The 25399-nt window shown below is 32.8% G+C and carries 21 protein-coding genes and 1 other annotated feature; of the genes, 14 read left to right on the top strand and 7 right to left on the bottom strand.

Annotated features, from left to right (window positions below; translation table 11 throughout):
* Nucleotides 1–122 precede the first annotated feature (122 nt).
* The 6 genes from N3C_RS05390 (at nucleotide 123) to nagZ (ending at nucleotide 6493) form a co-directional block, all read left to right on the top strand.
* Nucleotides 123–848, top strand: coding sequence for an ABC transporter ATP-binding protein (locus N3C_RS05390; protein WP_074365040.1), 726 nt, complete (start codon nucleotides 123–125; stop codon nucleotides 846–848).
* A complete protein-coding gene (locus N3C_RS05385; RefSeq protein ID WP_083604434.1) occupies nucleotides 841–2511 on the top strand; it encodes a putative ABC transporter permease subunit in 1671 nt (556 codons plus the stop codon). The genes N3C_RS05390 and N3C_RS05385 overlap by 8 nt, the downstream gene beginning before the upstream one ends.
* A 119-nt stretch (nucleotides 2512–2630) precedes the next feature.
* A complete protein-coding gene (locus N3C_RS05380) occupies nucleotides 2631–2843 on the top strand; it encodes a hypothetical protein (protein ID WP_074365038.1) in 213 nt (70 codons plus the stop codon).
* 116 nt (nucleotides 2844–2959) lie between these two features.
* Complete coding sequence (locus tag N3C_RS05375; RefSeq protein ID WP_074365037.1) at nucleotides 2960–4216, top strand: aminopeptidase P family protein; 1257 nt, start codon at nucleotides 2960–2962, stop codon at nucleotides 4214–4216.
* Nucleotides 4217–4262: 46 nt separating this feature from the next.
* The gene (locus N3C_RS05370; protein ID WP_074365036.1) at nucleotides 4263–5045 is read left to right on the top strand and encodes a SagB/ThcOx family dehydrogenase; all 783 of its coding nucleotides are present in this window, start codon (nucleotides 4263–4265) and stop codon (nucleotides 5043–5045) included.
* Nucleotides 5046–5233: 188 nt separating this feature from the next.
* The gene (gene nagZ, locus N3C_RS05365; protein ID WP_074365035.1) at nucleotides 5234–6493 is read left to right on the top strand and encodes a beta-N-acetylhexosaminidase; all 1260 of its coding nucleotides are present in this window, start codon (nucleotides 5234–5236) and stop codon (nucleotides 6491–6493) included.
* A gap of 91 nt (nucleotides 6494–6584) precedes the next feature.
* Here the strand turns inward: nagZ and N3C_RS05360 are convergent, their stop codons facing one another.
* On the bottom strand, nucleotides 6585–7307 hold the full coding sequence (locus tag N3C_RS05360; protein ID WP_074365034.1) for a phosphatase: 723 nt from the start codon (nucleotides 7305–7307) through the stop codon (nucleotides 6585–6587).
* Nucleotides 7308–7433: 126 nt separating this feature from the next.
* Nucleotides 7434–7695: a binding site (T-box leader), on the top strand.
* A 91-nt stretch (nucleotides 7696–7786) separates the two neighbouring features.
* On the opposite strand from N3C_RS05360, the gene metG reads away from it, so the two are divergent.
* The gene (gene metG, locus N3C_RS05355) at nucleotides 7787–9733 is read left to right on the top strand and encodes a methionine--tRNA ligase (RefSeq protein ID WP_074365033.1); all 1947 of its coding nucleotides are present in this window, start codon (nucleotides 7787–7789) and stop codon (nucleotides 9731–9733) included.
* 145 nt (nucleotides 9734–9878) lie between these two features.
* Here metG and N3C_RS05350 read toward each other — a convergent pair whose 3' ends face one another.
* A complete protein-coding gene (locus N3C_RS05350) occupies nucleotides 9879–11747 on the bottom strand; it encodes a DUF4914 family protein (protein ID WP_074365032.1) in 1869 nt (622 codons plus the stop codon).
* A 391-nt stretch (nucleotides 11748–12138) separates the two neighbouring features.
* Here N3C_RS05350 and N3C_RS05345 point away from each other — a divergent pair, with 391 nt between their 5' ends.
* The 3 genes from N3C_RS05345 (at nucleotide 12139) to N3C_RS05335 (ending at nucleotide 17421) form a co-directional block, all read left to right on the top strand.
* A complete protein-coding gene (locus N3C_RS05345) occupies nucleotides 12139–15387 on the top strand; it encodes a DEAD/DEAH box helicase (protein ID WP_178377773.1) in 3249 nt (1082 codons plus the stop codon).
* A 226-nt stretch (nucleotides 15388–15613) separates the two neighbouring features.
* A complete protein-coding gene (locus N3C_RS05340) occupies nucleotides 15614–16171 on the top strand; it encodes a hemerythrin domain-containing protein (protein ID WP_074365031.1) in 558 nt (185 codons plus the stop codon).
* Nucleotides 16172–16209: 38 nt separating this feature from the next.
* Nucleotides 16210–17421: a DUF438 domain-containing protein gene (locus N3C_RS05335; RefSeq protein WP_074365030.1), complete on the top strand. Its 1212-nt coding sequence runs from the start codon at nucleotides 16210–16212 to the stop codon at nucleotides 17419–17421.
* A 241-nt stretch (nucleotides 17422–17662) separates the two neighbouring features.
* On the opposite strand, the gene N3C_RS05330 is transcribed toward N3C_RS05335, so the two are convergent.
* A complete protein-coding gene (locus tag N3C_RS05330) occupies nucleotides 17663–18313 on the bottom strand; it encodes a Crp/Fnr family transcriptional regulator (RefSeq protein WP_242944046.1) in 651 nt (216 codons plus the stop codon).
* A 213-nt stretch (nucleotides 18314–18526) separates the two neighbouring features.
* Here N3C_RS05330 and N3C_RS05325 point away from each other — a divergent pair, with 213 nt between their 5' ends.
* A complete protein-coding gene (locus tag N3C_RS05325) occupies nucleotides 18527–20047 on the top strand; it encodes a DUF445 family protein (protein WP_074365028.1) in 1521 nt (506 codons plus the stop codon).
* A gap of 42 nt (nucleotides 20048–20089) precedes the next feature.
* Here the strand turns inward: N3C_RS05325 and panD are convergent, their stop codons facing one another.
* From panD to panB, 3 genes are read right to left on the bottom strand one after another with little or no spacing between them, the layout of a single operon-like run.
* On the bottom strand, nucleotides 20090–20476 hold the full coding sequence (panD, locus tag N3C_RS05320; RefSeq protein ID WP_074365027.1) for an aspartate 1-decarboxylase: 387 nt from the start codon (nucleotides 20474–20476) through the stop codon (nucleotides 20090–20092).
* Between the two features lie 14 nt (nucleotides 20477–20490).
* Entirely contained in the window at nucleotides 20491–21336 is an 846-nt protein-coding gene (gene panC / locus N3C_RS05315) for a pantoate--beta-alanine ligase (protein WP_178377775.1), read from the bottom strand.
* 8 nt (nucleotides 21337–21344) lie between these two features.
* Nucleotides 21345–22172: a 3-methyl-2-oxobutanoate hydroxymethyltransferase gene (gene panB, locus N3C_RS05310; protein WP_074365025.1), complete on the bottom strand. Its 828-nt coding sequence runs from the start codon at nucleotides 22170–22172 to the stop codon at nucleotides 21345–21347.
* Nucleotides 22173–22412: 240 nt separating this feature from the next.
* On the opposite strand from panB, the gene N3C_RS05305 reads away from it, so the two are divergent.
* Nucleotides 22413–22826: a starch-binding protein gene (locus N3C_RS05305; RefSeq protein WP_074365024.1), complete on the top strand. Its 414-nt coding sequence runs from the start codon at nucleotides 22413–22415 to the stop codon at nucleotides 22824–22826.
* 34 nt (nucleotides 22827–22860) lie between these two features.
* Here the strand turns inward: N3C_RS05305 and N3C_RS05300 are convergent, their stop codons facing one another.
* On the bottom strand, nucleotides 22861–23058 hold the full coding sequence (locus tag N3C_RS05300) for a cold-shock protein (RefSeq protein WP_074365023.1): 198 nt from the start codon (nucleotides 23056–23058) through the stop codon (nucleotides 22861–22863).
* A 236-nt stretch (nucleotides 23059–23294) separates the two neighbouring features.
* Here N3C_RS05300 and N3C_RS05295 point away from each other — a divergent pair, with 236 nt between their 5' ends.
* Both N3C_RS05295 and N3C_RS15415 read left to right on the top strand, forming a co-directional pair.
* Complete coding sequence (locus tag N3C_RS05295) at nucleotides 23295–24068, top strand: TatD family hydrolase (protein WP_074365022.1); 774 nt, start codon at nucleotides 23295–23297, stop codon at nucleotides 24066–24068.
* A 265-nt stretch (nucleotides 24069–24333) separates the two neighbouring features.
* Nucleotides 24334–25374 carry a 3D domain-containing protein gene (locus N3C_RS15415; protein WP_178377772.1) on the top strand — a complete coding sequence of 347 codons (1041 nt, stop codon included), beginning with the start codon at nucleotides 24334–24336 and terminating at the stop codon, nucleotides 25372–25374.
* Nucleotides 25375–25399: the final 25 nt, after the last annotated feature.

Genomic DNA, 25399 nt, shown 5'->3' with positions numbered 1-25399 from the left:
TAAAAAGATAAAAATACCTTGATTAATAAATGAAAAATATGTATAATAAAGTTAGCGGTTGATTATATGGGTATCTATTTAGATTTACCGCTTTAAACTAAATGTAGAGAGAGGGGTATATTATGATTGAACTGCAAAATGTAAGTAAAAGCTATAATGGTAAAGACAAGGCTGTAGATAATATTAATATTACCATTAATGATGGAGAGATCTTTGGTTTTTTAGGACCTAATGGTGCTGGTAAAACTACTACAATCAAGATGATAACTGGAATAATAAATAAGGATGAGGGAACTATTAAAATAAACGGTATAGATATTAGTGAGAAACCTCTAGAGGCAAAGAAGGAATTTGCTTATGTGCCAGATAGTCCAGACATGTTTTTAAGATTGAAAGGTATTGAATACTTAAATTTCATAGCAGATATTTACGATGTTCCAACAGATAAAAGAAAAGAAAAAATTGAAAATCTAGCAGAACGTTTTGAAATGACTAATGCCTTAGGAGATCAAATCCAAAGTTATTCTCATGGTATGAGACAAAAAATCGTTATTATGGGAGCACTAGTACATGAGCCTAATACTTGGATTTTAGATGAACCTTTAACAGGCCTTGATCCAAAATCATCATACATATTAAAGGAGATGATGAGAGAACAAGCGGACAATGGCAAGACTGTATTTTTTTCTACCCATGTGCTAGAGGTAGCAGAAAAGGTATGTGATAGGGTAGCTATTATTAATAAAGGAAAAATATCCTTCTGCGGTACAATACAGGAAATGAGAGAACATTTCAAGAGTAATGAGTCTCTAGAAAAAATGTTTTTGGAGTTGACAGATCATGAGTAAGTTATGGAAATTAACAAAGATATTATTGAAAACTTCCCTTTCCCAAGGGGACAAAAAGAAGAAAAAAGGAATTCCAAGAGTAGTTCTAATTTTACTTTTAATTGTGATTTTTGCAGGCTCTTTTAGTTTACCCTTAGCTATGCTTTTTGATGAAATGTATGGCACTCTTGCACAAGTAAATCAGCAAGGTGTTATTTTAACCTTAGCCATAGCTGGTGTAAGTTTAGCCACATTTATATTTGGTATATTTTATGTTTTAGCAGTGTTTTACTTTGCAAAAGACGTAGAACTGTTGTTACCGCTTCCTTTAAAGCCTTCTCAAATTCTAGGAGCAAAGTTTATAACGGTACTTGTTTATGAGTATATTACAGAGCTTATAATATTGTTACCAGCAGTTGGAGTTTACGGAGTAAGAAGTGGAGCAGGACCTTTATTCTATTTATATGCCCTTGTATTATTTATACTTATACCAATAGTACCCTTAGTGCTAGCTTCATTAATAAATATGGTGATAATGAGATTTACTAACCTGGGTAAACATAAGGATGCCCTTAGAATATTAGCTGGTATATTAGGAATAGCTATTGCTATAGGAACATCTATGTTTAGTCAGAATATGGATCATACATCCACTGATCAACAGGCTATGCTACAACTTTTAACTGAAGGAGATAATTCTTTAGTTTCTTTGGTAGCTAAATTGTTTCCCACAGCTGAATTAGCTTCTTTGGCATTAATTCATAATGCAGCTATAAAGGGAATAATAAATTTATTGCTATTCATTGTTATTAGTGTAGCAGCAGTAATGATATTTATGATAGTAGGAGAATTATTATATTTCAAAGGAGCTCTTGGAAATTCAGAGGTATATTCAAAAAGAAAAAAATTATCTAAAGAGCAGATGAACAAGAATTTGCAAAAGAATTCTGCTATGAAGGCCTTTATGCTAAAAGAATTTAGAATACTATTTAGAACTCCATCCTATTTATTGAATTGTGTTATAAGCGGTATGATATGGCCTATCTTTGTAGTTATAGGTATGTTAGGTTCTGGGGCGTTGAATAGTGAAGAAGGAAATACTATTTTGGAACTAATGAAAAACAACAGTATATTAGGAATTGCTTTAGTGGTTATATTTGCAATGTCAGTGCTTTTTTCTGGAAGCAGTGGTGTAGCATCTACCTCCATTTCTAGAGATGGACAGAATCTATTTGTAAGTAAATATATACCTTTAAGCTTTAAAGATCAAATCATAGCTAGAATAATACCAGCTGTTATATTAAGTTCTATATCTGTATTAATAACTCTGTTAGCTGCCTTTGCTTATATAGGTTTTGTTCCAAAACTAATTATAACTGGCCTAATAGTTAGCATTTTAGGTATACTATTGACTTCTTTTGTAGGAATACTATTAGAATTGAAGTTCCCTAAGTTAAATTGGGATAATGAAGAGAAGGCTGTAAAACAGAATATGAATTTTATGATAGTGATGTTTGGTAGTATGATCTTAGCTGTAGCCACAGCAATTTTGATAATAATTTTATCCTTAGGATTATGGTATGCCTTTGCACTTATAGTCCTTGTATTTGGTGGAATTGATATAGTTCTATACTATCTAATACTAAGTGTAGGGAAAAAGTGGTTTGATTCTATTGAACTGTAAAACTTGTCGAAAAAATTTATTAAAAATTAGGTAAAAACAAAACTTTTTTAAGTATTTTAACGTCTTATATATGAATGGTTATTTGGGACATAGAGAATAATTGAGGGGGTATATGGTACATGGAAGAAAACATAGATAAAGCAAAATCAATAAACACAGTTTCGGATGAAAACAAATATGTTGCTTTAGGTATTTGCTTTGGCAGTGGTCTTGGTATTTTCATTGGAGCACTATTCAACAACGTTATGCTAGGACTTTCTGCAGGAGGGGTATTGGGAATTATCTTTGGAGTAACTATAGGAATGTTAAAAGAAAAGAAGAAAAAGTCCTAGAAATAAAGTATTTTACGAAGAACTCTTTCCATAAGAGTTCTTTTTGCAATGAATGTTGTATAAATAAAAAATTGAATGTATAATGTTGTTAGCATAATCGACTGGAGGATTTTTTAATGGATAAAGAACTATTTATAGCAAATAGAAAGAAGTTTTATGATAGATTATCTGATGATTCAATCTGTATATTGTTTTCTGGCAATCCGCCAAAGAAAAGTGCAGATGAAATGTATGCTTTTTCTGTAAATAGAAACTTCTTCTACATCACGGGAATTGATGAAAAAGACCTTGTAGTAGTATTAAGTAAAATTAATGGAAATATAGAAACTATAATATTTATTCATAAGGCTGACCCAGTAATGGAAAAGTGGGTTGGAAAGACTATAAGTGAGCAAGAAGCTAAGGAAAGGTCTGGTATTGACAAGGTATCATATAAAGAAGACTTTCATTCATATATTCATAAAACTCTTATTTCGGGGAATATAAAGGATATATATTTAGACTTGGAAAGATCTAGCTATGAAGAGGAAAAAACTGTAGCAGAAAAGCTTGCTGATGAATTAAAGGAAAAGTATCCTTACTTATTTATCAAAAATGCATATCCTATCTTATCTGAATTGAGGATGATAAAATCAAAGGATGAGATTGATGAGATAAGAAAAGCCATAGCTATTACTGGAGAAGGTATACTAAATGCTATGAGAAATGCCAAGGTAGGCATGAGAGAATATGAAGTGGAAGCTTATTTTGATTTTGTATTGAAAACTAATGGAGTAAAGGATTTTGCCTTTAAAACAATAGCAGCCTCTGGAAAGAATGCTACAGTGCTTCATTATAGTGATAATAATGACCTTATCGGCGAAAATGAAATGATTTTAATGGATTTAGGGGCAGCAGTAAATTATTATAATGCTGATATCACTAGAACCTTTCCTGTATCAGGAAAGTTTACAGATAGGCAAAAACAGATTTATAATATAGTTTTAAAAGCGCAGCAGGAAACTATTAAGGCTATAGCTCCTGGGGTTCCTTTTAAAGAATTAAATTTAGTAACGAGAAGGGTATTTTTAGAGGAACTAAGTAAATTAGGTTTAGCTCATACTGATGAAGAGCTATCTAAGTACTATTATCATAATGTTAGTCATCATTTAGGCTTAGATACCCATGATGTTGGTAGCAGAGAAGTGGTATTAAAGCCAGGAATGGTGCTAACAGTAGAACCGGGTTTATATATAGAAGAAGAAAGCATCGGCATAAGAATTGAGGACGATGTAGTAGTTACTGAAAATGGTTGTGAGGTTCTTTCTAGTTCAATTATCAAAACTATAGAGGAAATAGAGGAATATATATCAAATAACGGTGGCACCCTGTAGGTTTTAGGGGAATGATAAATCCTCAAAGAAAGGTGTGGTGTTTAAAGTGAATAGATTTAGTGCCCATAGGCCATTTTTGAAAGCTAATCACAATGTTTTGCGACAAATAATAACAGATAGACAAAATAAAATGCCACAGCCTAGTATGTCAAAAACTTACATTGAAGATGAAAAGGTTATTGATTTGCCTCAGATGAGGAGAGAAGTTATTACTAAGTATGATTTGTATGATTGTATTAATGATAGAAGGAGTGTTAGAGTTTACTCTGGTGAATACATTACCTTAGATGAGTTATCCTATATGCTATGGGCTACTCAAGGGATTAAGTGCATTATAGGGGATGATATTGGAACTTTGAAAAATGATTCTAATAATGATACGGTATACTCCTTTGAAACATACTTATTAATAAATAGGGTTGAAGGTTTAGAAAAGGGTGTATACAAGTATTTACCCTTGAGACATTCACTTTACTTAATATATCCCTTAGACAATATTGAGAGTGTAATAGATCAAGCCACACCGGATAAACCATATATTCCACATTTTGCTGATAAGGCCGCCATATTTTTTGCATGGACTTATATATCTTATAGATCCGAATATAAATATGATATAATTGCTCATAAAAACCTTCCTTTTGATGTGGGCCATATTTGTCAGAACCTTTATATAGCCGGTGAATCAGTAAATTGTGGCACCTGTGTTATAGGAAATTACAATCAGCAATATATAAATAAAGTATTACAGTTAGATGGAGAAGAGGAATTTGTTATATACCTTGCGGCAGTTGGTAAGAAGCCAAAGGATAATAACAGTAATTATTAAAAAGGGAGAAAGGTCTCCCTTTTTTCTTTGCTTTTAAATTCTTAGTTATCTTACTGAAAGGATATGAAAAACTGATATATTATGGAAGAATATGGTATACTGTTGAAAAGATACTAAGGATAAGGCAGGGTAGCTCAAAACATGATATTAATAATTAGAGTTTTATTTTTTTGTAAAGGAGCATAATTATGTTAAAAAATATAATTGTATTATTAGTAATAACTCTGTCACTGGCTACTATTTTAGGATGCGGAATAATTACTAAAAATGAAAATAGGGAAGGTAAAGATAAGCAAATGACAATAGAAGAGAATTTTAGTAAGGAAAAGGAGGAAGAAGTGAAAGCGGTAGAGTTAATTAAAGAGAAAATTAAAACAATGACCTTGGAAGAAAAAATTGGTCAAATGCTTATAGTTGGTATTGAGGGATATGAAATTAATCCTAATACGGTAGAGTTTATAGATAAATATAAGGTAGGCGGTTTTATCTTATTTTCTAAAAATGTTGAAAGTAGTTCCCAATTACTAAAACTTTTAAACTCAATTAAGGTGGAAAATTCTAAAAATACCATACCTCTTTTTTTATCTATAGATGAAGAGGGGGGCAGAGTTACTAGAATGCCAAGAGAATTTGATCAATTTCCTAGCAATAAGAGTATAGGTGACGTAAACAATAAGCAGTTTTCTTATGAAATTGGAAAAGCTATGGCTAATAAGATAGGAACCTTTGGTTTTAACATGAATTTTGCACCGGTATTAGATGTTAATAGCAACCCTAATAATCCTGTTATCGGAGATAGGTCTTTTAGTTCACAGGCAGAGATAGTAAGCAGTCTTGGAGTTGAAACGATGAAAGGATTGCAGCAAGGAAAGGTCATACCTGTAGTAAAGCATTTTCCTGGACATGGAGATACGGCAGAGGATTCTCATAAAGGACTTCCTTCCCTAAGCCATGATTTATCTAGGTTAGAAAGTTTAGAGCTTCTACCATTCCAAAAGGCTATTAATAATGGGGCAGAAGTAGTAATGATTGCCCATATTTTATTACCAGAGATAGATAAGGAAAATCCATCTTCTATGTCTAAAACTATAATTACTGATATATTAAGAGAAAAGATGAATTTTAAAGGGATAGTTATCACCGATGATATGACTATGGGAGCTATTATAAATAATTATGGAATAGGTGAAGCGGCGGTAAAATCAGTATTAGCTGGTGTTGATATAGTGCTAGTTTGTCATGATAAAGATAAGCAAATTGAAGTAATAGAAGCTTTGAAAAAGGCAGTATCGGAAGGTAAAATAACAGAGGAAAGAATAGATGAAAGTGTGTATAGAATTTTAAGTCTAAAAGAAAAGTATGCTATAAAAGATGAAACAAAGGCTGATGTAAATGTGGATGAGATAAATTCTAATATAGAAAAGCTTTTGAATACTTATATAAAATAAGGGTGCTGGTCAAGATTTCTTGACCAGCCTTTTTATGTTGCTTTGTTATAAAAAAGTATTGAACCATAAGGAAAAGTTTTAGAATAAGCAGCTATATTTCTTTTCCTTTACTTCTTAGGAAATCCAATAATTTTTCTTCACTGTTATTGATAATTAGCTCCTCTGGCATATTTATTTCATTTAGCATCTTAATAGCCTCATCAAAATTACCGATAGAATGGCAAAAGTGAGCGTCGCTATTTAGGATTATCATTGTTTTATATTCCTTACATAAAAGAGCTACCTTTTTACAGATATCCTTACTGCCAGGTCTAGAGCCAGAGAAAGAGCTGTTATTTATCTCGATTAGTATATTTTTCTCCTTGGCCTTTTTAACCACTTCTTCTTCATATATAGGAAAGAGTGGATTACCTATGTGACCTAATATGTGAACATTAGGGTTATCCATTACCTTTAAGAAAGCTTGTGTATTAAGTTCAGGGTTTTGGTTGAGCTCCATTACAGGATGATGAATGCTTGCAATCATAAAATCTATTTTCTCTTGATAATCCAATGGAAGATCTAGATTTCCATCATAGTCTATAATATTTGCTTCGCAACCATAGAGCATAGTAACGCCAAAAAGCTTTCTAGGAAGTACTCTAAAATTGCCGAAGTACCATATATAGGGAGCATTAGGCATATTTGGACCATGATCTGCGGTACCAAGAATTTTCATTCCTATATCGCTAGCATATCGAGCATTTTCCATTATGGTTGAATAAGCATGGCCACTGGCTATAGTATGGGTATGGAGATCTATTGGATATTTCATTATATCACTCCTTTTCTCTTTATAATATAATTATATTACACCAATTTAGTACAATTTTAAAGTTTCAGCTTATAAGACATCTGGATATAAAGTTGACAATTTACAAACAATATATTATTATAAACATGAAAAACTATGATGGGAAGAGTAGTAAATTGGAGTGTCTAAAAGAGAGCAGGGTTAGGTGAAAGCCTGTGACAGGAAAATTTATGAACATGGCCCCGGAGTTGACTGCTTGAAACTTTTTTAAAAGTAGGGCAGTACGGTAACAGCCGTTAACTGTAAGGTGATAAAAGCCTGGTCTTGCACAAGGTGGAGTCACTTAGTGAGTTATCTGTGGCGACGCAGATATGAATTAGAGTGGTAACGCGTATATTACGCCTCTATGTGGATTTTAATCTGCATAGGGCTTTTTTAATTTACGAAGCTTCCTGTAGAGTGAATTAGAAATATAATAGCAAGGAGAAGGAGGAATTAAAATGAGTAAAAAAACATATTACATTACAACGCCAATTTACTATCCATCAGCTAATCTACATATAGGTAATACTTATACAACAGTAGCTGCCGATGCCCTAGCAAGATTTAAAAGGCTTAAAGGTTATGACGTAATGTTTCTTACTGGTACTGATGAACATGGACAAAAGATTCAAAGAATTGCAGAGGAAAAGGGAGTTACACCAAAGGAATATGTAGATAAGATAGTGGCAGGAATAAAAGAGTTGTGGAAGTTAATGGATATAAGCTATGATAGATTTATAAGAACTACAGATCACTATCATGAGAAGGCCGTAAAAGATATATTTATAAAGTTATATGAACAAGGGGATATTTATAAGGGAGCTTATGAAGGCTGGTACTGTACACCTTGTGAAGCTTTCTGGACTGAGACACAAGCTAAAGATGGTAAGTGTCCTGACTGTGGAAGACCAGTAGAAAAGGCAAAGGAAGAAGCTTACTTCTTTAAAATGAGCAAATATGCTGATAGACTCCTTAAGCATATAGAAGAAAATCCAGACTTTATTCAGCCAGAATCAAGAAAGAATGAGATTGTTAACAATTTCTTAAAACCAGGACTTCAGGATTTGTGTGTGTCAAGAACTTCCTTTAATTGGGGTATACCAGTAGAATTTGATCCTGGTCATGTAATTTATGTTTGGATAGATGCTTTATCTAACTATATAACAGCTCTAGGCTATGGTAACGATGAATATAATGACTTTGAAAAATATTGGCCTGCGGATGTTCATTTGATAGGTAAGGATATTCTAAGATTCCATACAATTTATTGGCCAATTATGTTGATGGCTTTAGGCTTAGAGCTACCAAAGCAGGTATTCGGACATGGTTGGCTCCTAGTAGATGGAGGAAAGATGTCTAAGTCTAAGGGTAACGTAATAGACCCAGTAGTCTTAGTAGAGAATTTTGGAGTAGATGCAGTAAGATATTATTTACTAAGAGAAATACCTTTTGGTTCCGATGGAAACTTTACAACTGAAATATTTATAAAAAAGATAAATTCTGATTTAGCTAATGACTTAGGAAACCTTGTATCTAGAACAGTGGCTATGATAGATAAATATTTTGATGGTGTTATACCAGCACCAACTGCTAAGGAAGAAATAGACGATGATTTAATAACAATGGCGTTAAGAACACCAGAGGAAGTGGATAAAGCTATTGATAAATTGAGGATTCCAGAAGCTCTAGAGAAGATTTGGGACTTTATAGGAAGAGCTAATAAGTATATTGATGAAACTACACCATGGATCTTAGCTAAGGATGAAGGCAAAAAGGAAAGACTAGGCACAGTGCTTTATAACCTAGTAGAATCCTTAAGATTTATTTCTACATTAATATCCTCCTTCCTACCAACTACCAGTGCTAAGATCAATGAGCAGCTTAACATTGAGCTAACTACTTGGAATAGTTTATCTGCTTTTGATGGTACAAGAGCTGGTACTAAGGTTAAGAAGGGAGAGGTAATTTTCCCAAGAATAGATGTAGAGAAGAAGTTAGCAGAGCTAGAGGCATTAAAAGAAGCAAGTTTAAAGGAAGCTGCTACAGCAAATAAACCTTCTATGCAACCTCTTAAAGAAGAAATAACTATAGAAGATTTTGAAAAAATAGATTTAAGAGTAGCTAAAGTTCTTGAATGTGAACCTATAAAGGGAGCTAAAAAGTTACTTAAACTAAAAGTAGATTTAGGTGGAGAGGTAAGACAAGTAGTATCCGGTATAGCTCAATATTATAAGCCTGAGGATCTAGTAGGAAAATCCATAATTCTAGTTGCAAATCTTAAGCCGGTTAAATTAAGAGGTGAACTTTCACAAGGTATGATACTAGCGGCTTCTGACGATGAAGACAGTAAGCTATTTGTTGCAACTATTGATGGTGATCTTCCAACAGGAAGTCAAGTAAGATAATAACAGAGATAGGGGCGTTGCATTATTTGTAGCAGCCCTTTTAATTTATAAGAAATTTCTATTGGATATAATTATAATCCTAATATATAAATAGCCCCAAAAAGTTATACTTTTTGGGGCATTATATAGTAGCAAAACCTATTTTTTATTTTATTAAATCAACATACTCTTGTAATGAACCGTCCCTTAAGCAAGTTTCAATAATCTGTCTTCCTAATGGATCAAGATCAGGTACTAGGAATTTCTCTAATTCTGTCTTGAAGAAATCAGTTAAGATTTTTGCACCGGCGTCGTAACCTTCTGTTCCCACTTCTGGCTGAAGATCTACTTGTAGAAGATCCTTTGGTAGAGTTTGACCATCAATTCTTAAGGACTCCAAGGCGTAACCAAGTAATGGACATCTTGAAGATACCAATGGTTCCTTTATAAAGTTGAAGTTACCTCTTCTAGATAAGTATTCTCTTGCTATCCATTGTCCCATAAAACCAACACGGTAAGCACCTATATGTTGGTTAGGTATTAATATATATTTAGTATCAGGTGTTGATAAAATCTGCTTTAATAATATATTTGCTTGGTCAACCATTCTTCCTGTAGCAAAAGGCCAATAGGAACCTACACCTTCACTGCTCATACCATCGCTGCTTGTAATGCTTGGGTTTGCATGTCCTCTAGGAGCTACCATTCTCCATAACCAAGCTAAAGCTGGAGGAAGTATATGGAATATACCTATTATACCGTAATTAGGCTTATCCTTTGTAGTTGGTGGAGTTCTAACACCAAAGCTTCTTATGTCAACCTCTACAGGCTCATCCACAACACCATGAATAAATTTTCTTGGCAATATAGTTCTAGGATTTGGACAAGGGTTGCCAGGAGCATCTAGAGTATGTTCCCAAATAAGACAGGTAGCTTCAGGCTTTCCGTCTATGTTAAGGAATATTAAAGGTTCTGGTGGATATATAGTTAATTTCTCAATTTCTGGAGCTTTACCATATTCATCTATGTGATCTATTCTTAAGAACCAACCATTTTCAGCATCTTTAATAACTAATTTGCTGCCATTTTGTAAGGATGGTAGGGCTAAAGCCATATCATCAGTTACCGGTTGCAAATCACAAGCATCTTTTAATTCAATGTACAATTTTTCATTAGTTACTAAATTGGTACCCACTAGCAGGCTTCCATCCGGTTGTCTATGGAAATGCTCTGTCATTTCGCTCTTACCACCACCGCTAGCACCTTCATGCATGATAGTAAAGGTATTTTCGTAAGGGGTAGTTATTTTAACAGCAGAAGCATGTAGTGTTGACCAACCTTCCTGTTCACCGATATCTAGTAATATGCTGTAAACACCTTTCTTTGCACTAGGGCCTGGATATAAATTGTATGAAAACACTTCATGATAATTATCAAGTCTGTTATGAACAACTACTTGCTTTCCATCAAAGTGAGTATGTCTAAATGGTGGAGCTAAGTATAAAACAGCTCTTGGTGTAAAGTTGTTTGGTATTTTACTCCTTGGAATAAAGCCCTGAATATCCGCTAATGCGCCAACGAAAAATCCTGCATTAGCTGGAGCTATTAATACAGATGGATAACCGTACTCATGGCCTCCTGCCATAAAGGGTAGAAATATAAGTTCATCTTGTTCTTGTAACCATTTAAAGGTTTCAGCTCTAAGTTCACTAAAATCATAACCGAATCTTTCTACAAAAGTAGGTTTATCTGTAGGTTTATAATCAGCAATAACCATACTGTTTGGTTCTCTTCTTCTCATGTAAGGTTCAGGATAATTTATAGAAATACCATTTTTACATCTTACAACGGTAGCTTCTAATACATTGCCTTTGCCAGGAGTTTCATACGAAACTTCAAAAATATTTTGTTCACGTCTTCCCATAGCTAGATCAAGAATATCTTCTCTACTTTCTACAAGGATTACTTCCTTGTTTTCAAGAATTCTTTTTAAATCTTCTTGTAATACTAGTTTATTAAATATAGACTTTTCCATCGCAAAACTCCTTACCCTTTTTTAATAGAATGATATACTACTATATTATTGTAAAATATAAAAAAATGCAAGTTTTAATTTGGAAAATTTCAAGAACCAGTAGTTTTTCATTAGTTTTTTCTTTAAAATTCCCTACAAACCGCAAAAAAGTATAAAAAGTATGAATAGAATTCTTCATAGAGATTCAAGTTTTTCAATTTTTAATTTCATCATTAGCTGCTAGAATACAGGTTTGTTTTTTTATGTTACAATATAATGGGGATTTATAATATATGAAAAATAAAATATTAAATTTTATTAATGTTATATAATTTGAAGAATATGGGGATTAATTATTAACATGTAGTATATAGTGATTATTGCAAACAATACAAAGAATTGAGGGATGGAGATGAACATCTCAGAAAAGTTAATTAAGAAGCATACAGATAATATAATTTACCAGCGAGGAGAGGACTTCTATAAGGCTGGAAAGGTTACAGAAATGGAAGTGCAGCAACACTACTATAAGAATGAAGCTTTTTATGTATATGAGATAGTGGCAGCGGTAGAGGCTGCCTATTATGATGAATACTATGTTGAAATATTGATAAGTGAAAAAACTGGCTTTATTTCTGTGGACTGCAATTGTCCTTTTTTTGCTGACAATCATAGAAAGATGGGATTTTGCAAACATATTGTTGCAGTTATGCTAAAGTTTATAAAAGAATATTATTCAAAATCACAATTTAGTATAGAAAGAAGTAAAATAGATAAGTTGTTGAAGGATATTAAATACAATGCTTATAAGTTTTCGGAACATAAGGATAAACTGAAATTAGAAATTAATTATTTCTATGATATATATGAGCATATTACATCCTCTGTGGAGTTAAAAATAGGCATTGATAAGCTATATGTTGTCAGAAACATGAAACAGTTTTTGCAAGCTATAGAGAGAAATCAACCTTTGGAATTTGGTAAAGGATTTACATTCAAACCAATGGGGCAGAGGTTTTTGCCTGAAGATAAAAAATTCATGGAGCTTCTTTTAGAAATAAATGAAATAAGTAATATGATGGACGCTAATGAGTGGAAATCTAATATGCTTATAAAGGGCAAAAGAGCTTATTTTACAGATAGGCAATTAAACCGACTCTTTACTGTTTTAAAGGATAAAGAAATAAATGTTAATATTCAGGGCAAGCAGCATAAAAAGGTTAAAATAGTACATGGAAACATGCCTCTAAATTTTGAGGTTAAGGGTAGTAACGATGAAATAGTATTGCATCATGAGGAAGAATTGCCAAGGCCTTTAAGTTCCAATGGTAGGTTTTTCTTTTTTAAAGATAATGTTTATGTTCCTACCAATGATCAGTTAAAAATATATGTACCCTTATATAATTTTATAATGAGTGAAAGAAGCAGAAAAATATGTTTTGATTTAGAAGAAGGACAAAAAATAGCTTCATATATTATACCCGGTCTTAAGAAAATAAGTGAGTCTCTATATGTAGATGAAAGTGTTAAGAACGCCTTTTATGAGGAAGAGCTTGTAACAAAAATATATTTAGATAAGGAGAAAGAGATCTTTGTAGCAGAAGTAAAGTTTTGCTATGGGGATTTAGAAATAAATCCATTAAAAGAGGAAGTTTTGCATATAAGTAGAGGAATAATAATTAGAGATCTTGATAAGGAAACAAAAGCTATTGAAGCCTTAGAAAGCTATGGTTTCATAAGAGAAAGTGAAAAATTCCTAATGGAAAAAGACAAAGATCAACTTAGGTTCTTAGAAGAAGGGCTTGAAAGTCTTAAGAGTTTCAGTGAAGTTTACTACAGTGAAGCCTTTAGGAATATAAGGTTCTACAACTATAGACATCTTAAAAGTGGAGTTAGGGTAAGTGATCAAGGTCTTCTTCAATTTGATTTTCATATGGAGGATATAGATCCTAAGGAGATTAGTAATATATTAAATTCTATAAGGCAAAAAAAGAAATATTATAGATTGAAGGATGGCAGCTTTGTAGATCTTCAACACCAAGAGTTTAGTAAAATTGCCTCTGTAATGGAGTATTTAAATTTAAATGAAAAGGAGCTTTTTTCCAAAGGTAGTGCCTTAATACCTAGGTATAATGCCTTTTATTTGGAGGAAGCTTTGAGGGATGATCTAAAAGGTTTTAGAAAGGATTTTTCTTTTAAAAAACTCATGAAGGAGATAGAAGAAGAAAAAAAATCAAACTATTTTCTTCCAGATAATCTAGATAAAATAATGAGAAATTATCAAAAGGAAGGATTTAAATGGTTAAAAACTTTAGCTCATTATGGTTTTGGAGGAATTTTAGCTGATGAGATGGGACTAGGAAAAACTCTTCAAACTATAGCTTTTATTGCATCTGAAAAAGGTGAAAGGCCATCATTGGTTGTGGCGCCTACCAGCTTGATTTACAATTGGTACAGGGAGACGGAAAAGTTTGCACCTCAGTTAAAGGTCATTGTAATAGCAGGCAGTCCTCAGGAAAGAGAAGAACTTATGGCTAATATACAAGATTATGATATGGTGATTACCTCCTATCCACTAATAAGAAGAGATATTGAAAATTACAAGAAGATTACTTTTAAATACTGTATATTGGATGAAGCTCAACATATCAAAAATCCTTTTTCTCAGAATAGTTATGCGGTAAAATCTATCAATGCTGAAGGATATTTTGCGCTTACTGGCACTCCTCTAGAAAATTCCCTTACAGAGCTTTGGTCAATTTTTGATTTTATTATGCCAGGATACTTATTTAATCATCACAAATTCATTGAAAAATATGAAATTCCTATAGTAAGAGAAGAAGATGAAGAAGTTCTTGCTACTTTAAATAAGCAAATCAAACCTTTTATATTAAGAAGGTTAAAGAAAGATGTTATTGAGGAACTACCATCTAAGATTGAGCATAAGCTTGTGGTGGATATGACGGAAGAACAGAAGAAGCTTTATAATGCATATATGCTTTCCGCAAGAAAAACAATAGAAACGGAGCATCTTTTTGAAGGTATAAGTAAAAATAAAATTCAGATTATTGCTTTACTTATCAGGTTAAGGCAAATATGCTGTGATCCTACCCTTTTTATAGAGAATTATCAAGGGGAAAGCGGAAAGATGCAAGCTCTAGAAGAGTTGTTAGAAGAAATGCTGAAACAGAAACATAGAGTGCTGATATTTTCTCAATTTACCTTAGTACTAAAAAATATAGCAGATAGGTTGAGAAATAAGGAAATTGCCTTTTACTATCTTGATGGTAGCACACCGGCTCAAGAAAGAAATGATTTAGTTAATGACTTTAATGCTGGTTCCAAGGATATTTTTTTAATTTCCCTCAAGGCCGGTGGTACAGGGTTAAATCTCACTGGTGCCGATATAGTTATTCATTTTGATCCATGGTGGAATCCTGCAGTAGAGCAACAGGCAACAGATAGAGCACATAGAATTGGTCAAGAAAAAACTGTACAAGTAATTAAACTTATAAGCAAGGACACAATAGAAGAAAAAATATATAACCTGCAAGAAAAGAAAAGGGAGATTTTTGATAAGGTAGTGGAAGGCAGTGCTTGTGAAATGAGTTTAATATCAAAGTTGAGCGAATCTGAAATTAGGGAGCTTTTTATACTTTAGAAGACTGCTAATAAAATATATAATATTTATGAAGTAATAATTAATATGATAAAGAGCAGTGAAGCTTTTGCCGATGCAAAAGCTTTTTTTATATCACCTCTAAGTTTGGATTACAAAAAGATTTAAATTGAATAATAATTATTTCGTGGTAATAAATGTTACAGAATAGTGAAAGAATAAATGTTATGATGTAGACAAATAAATTGAAAGAAAGGGAGATGTGCAAATGGTAGATGCAATTGAGCTTATGATGCATGAGCATAAGGTTACTAAGAGAGTTTTAAGTGTTATACGTAAGATGTGTATAGCTGTTTTGAAAGGTCAAGAAGTTCCTTATGAGGACTTTAACAGAATTATAGATTTTATTAGAAACTATACAGATAAGCATCATCATGGAAAAGAGGAGGAAATCCTCTTTAAAAAGATGAGAGATGATATAGGGGAAACCCTAGTGGGGGCGCCAATTTCCGGAATGTTGGTGGAACATGACCTAGGCAGGTTATATGTAAAAAGTCTTGAAGAGGCTTTGGAAAGAGTGAAGAATGGGGATCAGGATTCTAAGGTAGATATTATAGCCAATGGGGTGGGCTATGCAGATCTACTTAATAGGCATATTGATAAGGAAGATAAGGTTATTTATACCTTTGCAAGAAGATCCTTAAAGGAAGATGCTATAACTTATGTGAATGAAGCTTGTGAAAAAGTAGAGGAGGAAGCTTTGAAAAATAAAATACAGAATAAATATGAATCTATGGTGGAAGAATTAGAAAAGAACTGGCAATAGTATGTTAATAAAATTTGATTTAGAAAGGACGAGATGGAGTGAGCGAACTAATAAATAATCGTGAGTATAGACAAAAAGTGCTAAAAGAGCTTATTATGGAACTTCATAATGGAAAATCAGTGGAGGAAGTGAGAGAGAGATTTCAAGAACTTATTAAGGGGGTATCCACTTCAGAAATTTCTCAAATGGAGGCTCAGCTAATAAAAGAAGGGATGAAGGTTGAGGAAATTCAAAGATTGTGCGATGTGCATGCGGCAGTATTTAAAGGCTCTATAGAGGAAATTCATCACCCAGAGCAATCGCCAGGACATCCTGTTCATACCTTTAAGAGGGAAAATGAAGCAATTAAAGATCTAATAGATAAGCAGTTGCGTCCTAAAATTGAAAAATATAAAAATAATGAAGAGGTTAAATATGACCTTTTAGATAATATTAACTTGCTAGGAGATTTAGATAAACACTATAGCAGAAAAGAAAATTTAGTATTCCCTTACCTAGAAAAGTATGGTATTATAGCTCCGCCTAAAGTTATGTGGGGAGTAGATGATGAAATAAGAGAAGATATAAGAAATTGCAAAAAAGCGGTTTCAGAAGAAAAAGAAGATAAAAGTAAGATAATAGAGATGATAGAAAATTTGATTAATAGAATAGAAGAGATGATATATAAGGAAGAACATATTTTATTTCCTATGTGTATGGATACACTTACAGAAGATGAATGGTTAGGCATAGAAGAGGAAAGTGATGAAATTGGTTACTGCATAACTGAACCGGCAGGAAAGTGGAAACCTTTAAGAGTAAATGTAGAAAATAAAGAAGAACATAAAATAGGAGAAGAAAATGATAAGGGATATATAAAGTTTGACACAGGAATTTTAAAGGTTAATGAATTAAGTTCTATGCTTAATACCTTACCCTTTGATATAACCTTTGTAGATAAGAATGGGATTGTTAAATATTTCTCTAACAGTAGTGAAAGAATTTTTGCTAGAACTAAGGCGGTTATAGGAAGAACCGTAGCTAATTGTCATCCGCCAGCTAGTGTTCACGTAGTAGAACAGGTGGTGGAAAATTTACGCAGTGGTAAAAAGGACCATGAGGATTTTTGGATTAAAATGGGGCCTAAGTATGTGTTGATTAGATACTTTGCAGTAAGGGATGAAAAGGGTGAATTTTTAGGGGGTTTAGAGGTAACTCAAAATATTCAGCCTATACAAGAGATAAGCGGAGAAAAACGTTTAGTTGATTAAAAGGAAAAGGATGTTCTGGTGAAGTATGCGAATGAACATCCTTTTTTTGATAAAGCATGCAGAAAAGTTTACACTTATTTCATTAGGAATGGGGTGAAACAATGAAATGCTTAACTGCATGACCTTATAACTAATAATGGTTTAAAAAAATGTGAGATTGTTAAAAAAAAAACTATCCTTACAGATAGTTTAGCATAATTTAATGAAAATTAAAAGGAAGATTGCTAAATTTTTTGAAAAATCACATCTTTTTTAAGGCGGAAAAATCTAAAATGGATATGGTATCTTTATCATAATCTATAATTCCTTCTTCTTTCATTTTTATTAATTCCCTAGATAATGAAGGCCTTTGTACACCTAGCTTATCAGCCCATTCTTTTTTTGACATACCCAATTTTATGGTGCTTTCACCACTGCTTATATATTTATTGTGTAAAAATTCACAAATTTGCTGTCTAATAGTTTTTAAAGTTACTTGCTTTAGTTTTGAGCTTAAATTAACTGCTCTATTAGAAAGAGTTCTCAAATATTGATATAAAAAGGAAGAACTTTTTTGACATAATAAGGCTACAGAATCTTTAGGAATATGCAATACAGTAGATTTGGTTTTTGATATCACTGTCATAGGGTAGGTATTTTTATCACCAAAGATCAGATTTTCGCCAAAGGTATCACCTTTTTTAAAATGAGCCACTGTAAGAACCTTTCCATTGGAATCTATTTTTTGAATTTCTACTTCACCTTCTAATACAATGCTTAGATTAGTGCAAGTTTCATCTTCTACAAATATAATATCTTCTTTTCCGTAAGGCTTTATAGAATAGTCGGTGGAGGAAAAAAAGTCTACTAATTCATCTCTATTAAAGTCTCTAAATAAATGATGTTCTACCAAGTAATTAATATATATTTGAATACTTATATTAATCCACTCCTATCTATTAAACTAATTGAAAATAATTATTATTTATAATACAGTATTTTTTAATATATTACAATAGAAGTGCTATAAATCTAATATTCACCATTGTAAATTTGATTTAATATTGATAATGTATATGTGTAAAAATATAATAAAATTAATTAGGGAAAGTGAAGGGAAAGAAAGATGGAATATATCATATCGATTACCGTTGGAGCTATTATAGGTTATGTAACAAATTGGCTAGCAATAAAGATGTTATTTAGGCCACGAAAGGAAATAAGGATTGCAGGAAAAAGAGTGCCCTTTACGCCTGGACTTATACCTAAAGAAAGGACACGAATTTCTGCCAGTGTGGGAAAGGCTATTGGTGAACATATATTGACCAAGGAAACCTTAATAGAAGCACTAGATAATGATAGAGTAAAAAAACATATAAATGATTGGATTGGGGAAAAGGTTAAGGAGTTTCAAAGTAAGGCTAATTCTTTAGAAGAATTATTAAAAAAACTTTTAGCTCAAAGATATACTAGAGTTAAGGAAAAGGTAAGAAGTATATTAGTAACTAACATAGTACAGTTCATTAAGGCTGAGGAAAATAAAGATAAGTTCACAGAAATTACTAGGAGATTTATTAAGAAGTCCTTAATGGCAGCGCCAGAAAGTTTAGTTAGTAGTGAATACTTAATAAAGACGAAAGAATTTACTATAAGTAAGTTAAAGGAGCTTAAATGTTCTAAAGGTTTTAAGGCTAAGTTACACATTTATATTGAAAAGAACATCGGATTATTAGAGCAGTCGGAAAAATCTTTGCAGGATATATTGCCTAATGGAATTATAGCTTCAGTTAAGTCCTACATATATAACTCTAGAGAAGAAATTTGCCAGGGAATAAGCAAGATTTTAAAAGAACCCAATGTAAGTAATAGGCTAAAAGTTGCAATAGGATCTATGATAAGCAATAACCTTAATCCTTTAGTGGCGGCCTTTATAAAAACAGATACAGTTTATAATAAACTTACCGTTGCTATGGATGATTATTTTAAGGAAGATGAAAATCAAAAAAATGTTGCTATGATATTAAATGATAGTATACAAAGGCTTTTAGAAGATAGGATAGGAGATCTGTTAAAGAAGATATCTGAAGAAGATAGGGCTACCTTAACCAAAGCATTAGTTGATATGTTAGCAGAAAATGTTCTTACAGATACTGTAATAGATAATGTTTTTGAGGAATTGGAAAAGGGCTTTTTAAAATATGCTTCCTTGGATCAAATGCTTACTAATATTAATGAGGAATATGACGGCAAGGTTGCGGAGTTTATTATAGATAGATTTTTGGAATATGTTTCAGGAGAAAATTTTTTATTATTTGTAGATAAATTAACAGGTTGGGCTTTAGATGAAGTTGGGAAAACTATACCAGCAGCAATTATGGGAGAGGATCTGGATAAAATAACTGATGCAATAACAGAAGCTTGGGAAGCTTTATTCCAGAGATTTCTTAATAATGATGCACAGAAAATCATTGCAGCTATGGATATATCAAATGTAGTAGAAGAAAGAATTAATAGCTTTGACGTTGTATATACGGAAGAAATAATACTATCTTTAGCTAAAAAAGAGCTAAGTGCTATTACTTGGTTAGGAGCTTTACTAGGAGCAATAATGGGAATTTTATCACCTTTGCTATCTAATCTTTATTAGTAAATCCCTCACTTGTAAAAGTGAGGGATTTATATTTCTTAATTATACACTTAGTTCACCGTGTTTTTCGTAGTGGGCTACCTGTTTTATAGAGTTATCTTCATTTACAAAGACCACTGTAGGCTTGTGTTCTTTTGCTTCCATCGGTTCCATTTGGCAGTAAGCCATGATTATAATCTTGTCTCCTTTTTGAGCACATCTAGCTGCTGCACCGTTGAGGCATATTATACCGCTACCGGCTTCTCCTTCTAGGGCATAGGTTTCAAATCTTTCACCGTTATTAATATTAACAATAGCAACCTTTTCATATTCTAAAATTCCTGAAGCTTTAAGTAAAAGGCCATCTATAGTAATACTACCTACATAATTAAGATCTGCTTGAGTCACTGTAGCTCTGTGAATTTTTGATTTAAGCATGTCTAAAACCATGTAAATTCCTCCAATTATACATTTATCGTTATATTATCTATTAGTCTTGTTTTTCCGAAAAAAGCCGCTAGAGCTATAAGCACAGGCTTGTTAACTTTTTCAACAGGCTTTAAGTTAACACTATCTACGATTTCTACATAGTCAATCTTACATAAGGGTTCTTTTTCCAAAATGCTTTTTATGTATGTAATTATGGTTTCACTGTCTCTATTACCTTCAAGTATAAAGTCCTTTGCCGCCAGTAGACTTTTACTAAGTATGACAGCCGCTTCACGTTCTTGTGGATTAAGATGAACGTTTCTAGAGCTTTTTGCAAGACCATCCTCTTCGCGGACTATAGGACAAGCAATGATTTCAATATCCATATTTAAATCTTCTACCATTCTTTTTATAACTGCTAACTGCTGTGCGTCTTTTTCGCCGAAATAAGCCCTGGTTGGTGTTACAATATTAAAAAGCTTAGTAACTACTGTGCATACTCCTCTAAAATGTCCAGGTCTACTTCTTCCGCATAGTTCATCTGTTAAACCTTCCACTTCTATAAAAGTAGAAAAATTGCTAGGATACATTTCTTCTACGCTAGGATTAAAAATTAAGTGTCCGCCAGATTCTAAAACCTTCTTTACATCCCTTTCTAAATCTCTTGGATATGTATCTAGGTCATCCTTTACATTAAACTGAATAGGATTTACAAAAATACTTACTACTACCTTGTCATTTTCCATGCTAGCTCTTTTTATAAGGGAGCAATGACCTTCGTGCAAGTATCCCATAGTTGGTACAAATCCTATTGATAAGCCTGCCTTTTTCCAACTATTAATTTGATCTTTAACTTCTTCTATTCTATGAAAAATCATTATTTAACCTCCTAGTAGAGTTTTTCTATTATAGAATCATCTATGCTAAATTGATGTTCTTCACCTGGGAAAAGTCCTTCTTCAACTTCTGTTTTATAGGATTTGATGGAGCTTTTTATTAACTCTCCTACTTGACTGTACTGTTTTACAAACTTAGGTTTGAAGTTATTAAACATACCTAGCATGTCTTGATAAACTAAGATTTGCCCATCACATCCCTTTCCAGCGCCAATTCCTATAGTTGGAATAGTTAGCTTGGAGGATATTAACTGAGCTAATTTGGCTGGTACACATTCCAAGGTTATAGCAAAGGCACCAGCAGCTTCAATAGCTAAGGCATCCTCTATAAGTTTTTTTGCAGCAGCTTCTGTTTTCCCCTGTACCTTAAAACCACCAAAGGCATTTACAGATTGGGGAGTAAGACCTATGTGACCCATTACAGGAATTGAAGCTTTTACAATTGCCTTAATATGCTCTACAAATTCAGCGCCACCTTCAAGCTTAACGGCTTGGGCGCCGCCTTCCTTTATTAATCTACCCGCATTATAAACGGCATCATATACAGAAGTTTGATAGGACATAAAGGGTAGATCGCTTATTACCATAGCTTGCTTTGCAGCTCTAGTCACTGCCTTAGTATGGTGTATCATATCTTCCATAGTTACACTAAGAGTATTTTCATAACCAAGACATACCATGCCTAAGGAGTCTCCTACTAAAATACCGTTTATTTCACATTCATCTATTAGTTTAGCCATTGAGTAATCGTAAGCTGTAAGCATAGTTATTTTTTTGCCTGCTTCCTTAGCCTTTTGGAAGCTTATTGTAGTATTCTTCATCTAATTCACTCCTTGTTGAATCTTAAACCAAAATGCAGCTTTTCTCTAGCTGCCTATAAGGAAAATTTAACATACTGAATTTAGTAAATCAAGGAATAAATTATTATTTTGGATTTTTTTCTAACAATATGTTTCAGTTATAAATTTGAAAATCTATAAGCTTAATGCTAAAATGTAAGAAAGATTTTTGAAGAGTTAGTAGATTATAGATAAGAATCTTATAACTTTTGAGGTGTAATAATGAGAATTTCTAAAGGTAAGATATTAGGTTTATTAATAATTTTTATCTTGGTTTTTATAGTTATTAAAAATAATAGGTATAGTGGTTATAGGCTTGTACCTGTTACTGATAAAGTGACAGTACACTTTTATAAGCCAGATAATTGGCAGTCTGCCTACATATATTACTATAATGGCGAAGTGACAGGGCCTATTAGACCTGGAATGGAAATGACTCATGAAGAGGGTAACTGGTACTGCTTTATCATTGCAGATTGGCCCTGTGCAGATGTATTTTTTTATAGCCATGATGGAGAGCAGATACCAGAATTGGGCAAATCAGCACTAAGAGTTAGTGGAGAAGTTTGGTATAAGGATGGAGTTTTGTACTCAGAAAAACCAGAAGATTATCAAAAGAAAGGAGGCGAGAAGTAACTTTTTGCCTCCTTTAATGTGTCAAGAAATAAGCCTATAACTTTTTCACATTTGTGGCCTGTTCGCCCTTCTCACCTTGAGTGATATCAAAAGTTACCTTTTGGCCCTCCTCCAGGGATTTAAAGCCATCACTTTCTATGCTGGAATAATGAACGAAAACATCCTTTCCATCATCGGTGGTGATAAAACCAAATCCTTTTTGAGCGTTAAACCATTTAACTGTACCTTCCATCTAAAAAACCTCCTAGAAATAAGAAAATGCATGGGTTGATATATTCCCCAGTTATAGTGTAACTAAAAATATGATAATTATTCTTTCTAGTTATAATTAAAAAACAATGAAAAGGGCTATAAAAGCTATATAAAGGGCAGCTGTAAAAAATTTACTTGTTTTTTTAAGTGATTAAAGGTATTATAGCATAAGCGCAAGATTCAAAGTTTAATATAAATAAAATCGGGGTGATAGTCATGGAACTTAAAATTTTTGATTCTCATGCACATTATGATGATGATCAATTTAATAATGATAGAGAACAGGTGATAGAGGAAATTCACAAAGCTGGTGTAGTTGGAGTGTTAAATTGTGGATCAAGTTTAGAAGGAGCCAGAACTTCTTTTAAGTTAGCAAATCAATATGATTTCTTTTATGCGGCAGTAGGCATCCATCCTGAGAATGCTTATGAATTAGACCTCAACGCCTTGCAGGAAATTGAGAACATGGCTATTAGTAGCGATAAAGTTAGGGCTATAGGAGAAATAGGTTTAGATTATTATTGGGATGAAAATCCACCAAAAGATGTGCAAAAAGAAGTTTTTCGAAAGCAGATGGCCTTAGCAGAGAAGCTTGATTTGCCAGTAGTTATTCATGATAGAGAAGCTCATGAAGATACTTTAACTATAATTAAGGAATATCCAAAAGTAAAAGGTGTAGTTCATTGTTTTTCTGGTAGTGTTGAATTTGCAAGACAATGCTTAAAGGAAGGTTATTATATTGGTGTAACTGGTGTAGTAACTTTCAAAAATGCTAAGAAAATAGTAGATGTAGTAAGAGAAGTTCCGATGGATAGATTGTTGGTAGAAACTGATTGTCCTTATATGGCACCTACACCTTTTAGAGGGAAAAGAAATAGATCAGATTATATTCCTTACATAATAGAAGAAATAGCTAAAATAAAGGGATTATCAGCCTTAGAAGTCTGTGAAAAAACTAGACAAAATATAAAGGACTTGATAAATTTATAATGTTGGTTTAAAATGTAAAAGAAACATTTAAATGGAAAAAATAATAAAAAGTGTATATTTTTTAGAATGTGGGCGTATAATTTAATGTATTCACTTTAACCGGGTGAATATTCCCGCTGTATGAAAGACTGTAAGTTAATAAATTGGAATCATATATATTATTTTATATTATATGCACAAATGTGTTTTATGACAGTCCAAATACAGACAGAAGCAGCGAGAGTTTTTGAGTCTTCTTTTGCTTCTGTAAAAAGGGAGGAAAATGATGAAAGAAATAAAAAACAGAATAGTGAAATTCATTTCCTTTGGTCCCAAGTCAACATTTTTGTTGATTCTATTGATAATTGGATGTCTATCAATAATTTATAACTTAAGAAAAGAAGTTACAGTTATTGTGGATGGGGAAGAGAAAAAAATCATAACCTATTCATCAAGCTTAAGAAATACTCTTAAGAGGAATGCAATAACTGTAGGACCAAAGGACAAAATTACACCCGGTTTAGACAGCAAAGTAAAAGATGGAGATAAAGTTATAATAACTAGAGCTGTTAATATCAATGTAATAGTCGATGGAAAAACGTTGCAGATACAAACTGCAGAAAAAAACGTTGAAGAAATGCTTGTAGCTGAAGGAATTACAGTAAATGAGTCCGACAAGGTTAATCCTCCAAGGACTCAGGATATCGCCGATGGAATGACAGTAAAAATCACTAGGGTTACTACTCAACTATTAAAGGAATCGCAAAATATTGAATATTCAACAGAGGTTAGAAAAGATCCAGATTTAGCAAGCAATGTAACAAAGACTATTCAAGAAGGACAAACTGGTGAAAGAGAAATTACTACAAGAGTTGTTTATGAGGATGGGAAAGAAGTTTCCAGGGAGGTTATTAGTGACGTAGTTACTAAAGAACCGGTTAAAAAAATCCTACTACAAGGAACTCTTGGAGTATTAGCTCTTGACCGTGGTGGTACTCAAATTACTTACAAAAGCGTTATAAGAGTTAAGGCTACAGCCTATTGCCCATGCAATATCTGTACTGGTAAGTATAGTTCTAGTGCTGGTTATAACAGAACTGCAATGGGAACTCAAGCAAAAAGAAATGCTAACGGCTACAGTACTATAGCTGTAGACCCAAGGGTTATTCCCCTAGGTACAAAGGTATATGTAGAAGACTATGGATTTGCCATAGCTGAAGATACCGGTGGAGCTATTAAAGGAAATAAAATAGATGTCTATTTTCCAAGTCATAGCCAAGCTCTACAGTGGGGAGTAAAGTATAAGAATGTTTATATCTTAAAATAGAAGCCATTAGGCTTCTATTTTACTT

Source organism: Clostridium sp. N3C, from assembly GCF_900095445.1.
GTDB lineage: Bacteria > Bacillota > Clostridia > Clostridiales > Clostridiaceae > Clostridium_AU.
Note: the sequence above shows the minus strand (reverse complement) of the source record. Positions and strands in the feature narration are given on the sequence as shown.

What these genes read in the sequence shown, in the direction of transcription:
- N3C_RS05360 (WP_074365034.1), bottom strand. Translation starts at nt 7,307, where the DNA reads ATGAAATATCCAATAGATCTCCATACCCATACTATAGCCAGTGGCCAT.
- N3C_RS05340 (WP_074365031.1), top strand. Translation starts at nt 15,614, where the DNA reads ATGGTAGATGCAATTGAGCTTATGATGCATGAGCATAAGGTTACTAAG.
- N3C_RS05385 (WP_083604434.1), top strand. Translation starts at nt 841, where the DNA reads ATGAGTAAGTTATGGAAATTAACAAAGATATTATTGAAAACTTCCCTT.
- panD (WP_074365027.1), bottom strand. Translation starts at nt 20,476, where the DNA reads ATGGTTTTAGACATGCTTAAATCAAAAATTCACAGAGCTACAGTGACT.
- N3C_RS05325 (WP_074365028.1), top strand. Translation starts at nt 18,527, where the DNA reads ATGGAATATATCATATCGATTACCGTTGGAGCTATTATAGGTTATGTA.
- N3C_RS05380 (WP_074365038.1), top strand. Translation starts at nt 2,631, where the DNA reads ATGGAAGAAAACATAGATAAAGCAAAATCAATAAACACAGTTTCGGAT.
- N3C_RS05390 (WP_074365040.1), top strand. Translation starts at nt 123, where the DNA reads ATGATTGAACTGCAAAATGTAAGTAAAAGCTATAATGGTAAAGACAAG.
- metG (WP_074365033.1), top strand. Translation starts at nt 7,787, where the DNA reads ATGAGTAAAAAAACATATTACATTACAACGCCAATTTACTATCCATCA.
- panB (WP_074365025.1), bottom strand. Translation starts at nt 22,172, where the DNA reads ATGAAGAATACTACAATAAGCTTCCAAAAGGCTAAGGAAGCAGGCAAA.
- N3C_RS15415 (WP_178377772.1), top strand. Translation starts at nt 24,334, where the DNA reads ATGAAAGAAATAAAAAACAGAATAGTGAAATTCATTTCCTTTGGTCCC.
- N3C_RS05350 (WP_074365032.1), bottom strand. Translation starts at nt 11,747, where the DNA reads ATGGAAAAGTCTATATTTAATAAACTAGTATTACAAGAAGATTTAAAA.
- nagZ (WP_074365035.1), top strand. Translation starts at nt 5,234, where the DNA reads ATGTTAAAAAATATAATTGTATTATTAGTAATAACTCTGTCACTGGCT.
- N3C_RS05345 (WP_178377773.1), top strand. Translation starts at nt 12,139, where the DNA reads ATGAACATCTCAGAAAAGTTAATTAAGAAGCATACAGATAATATAATT.
- N3C_RS05295 (WP_074365022.1), top strand. Translation starts at nt 23,295, where the DNA reads ATGGAACTTAAAATTTTTGATTCTCATGCACATTATGATGATGATCAA.
- N3C_RS05375 (WP_074365037.1), top strand. Translation starts at nt 2,960, where the DNA reads ATGGATAAAGAACTATTTATAGCAAATAGAAAGAAGTTTTATGATAGA.
- N3C_RS05300 (WP_074365023.1), bottom strand. Translation starts at nt 23,058, where the DNA reads ATGGAAGGTACAGTTAAATGGTTTAACGCTCAAAAAGGATTTGGTTTT.
- N3C_RS05305 (WP_074365024.1), top strand. Translation starts at nt 22,413, where the DNA reads ATGAGAATTTCTAAAGGTAAGATATTAGGTTTATTAATAATTTTTATC.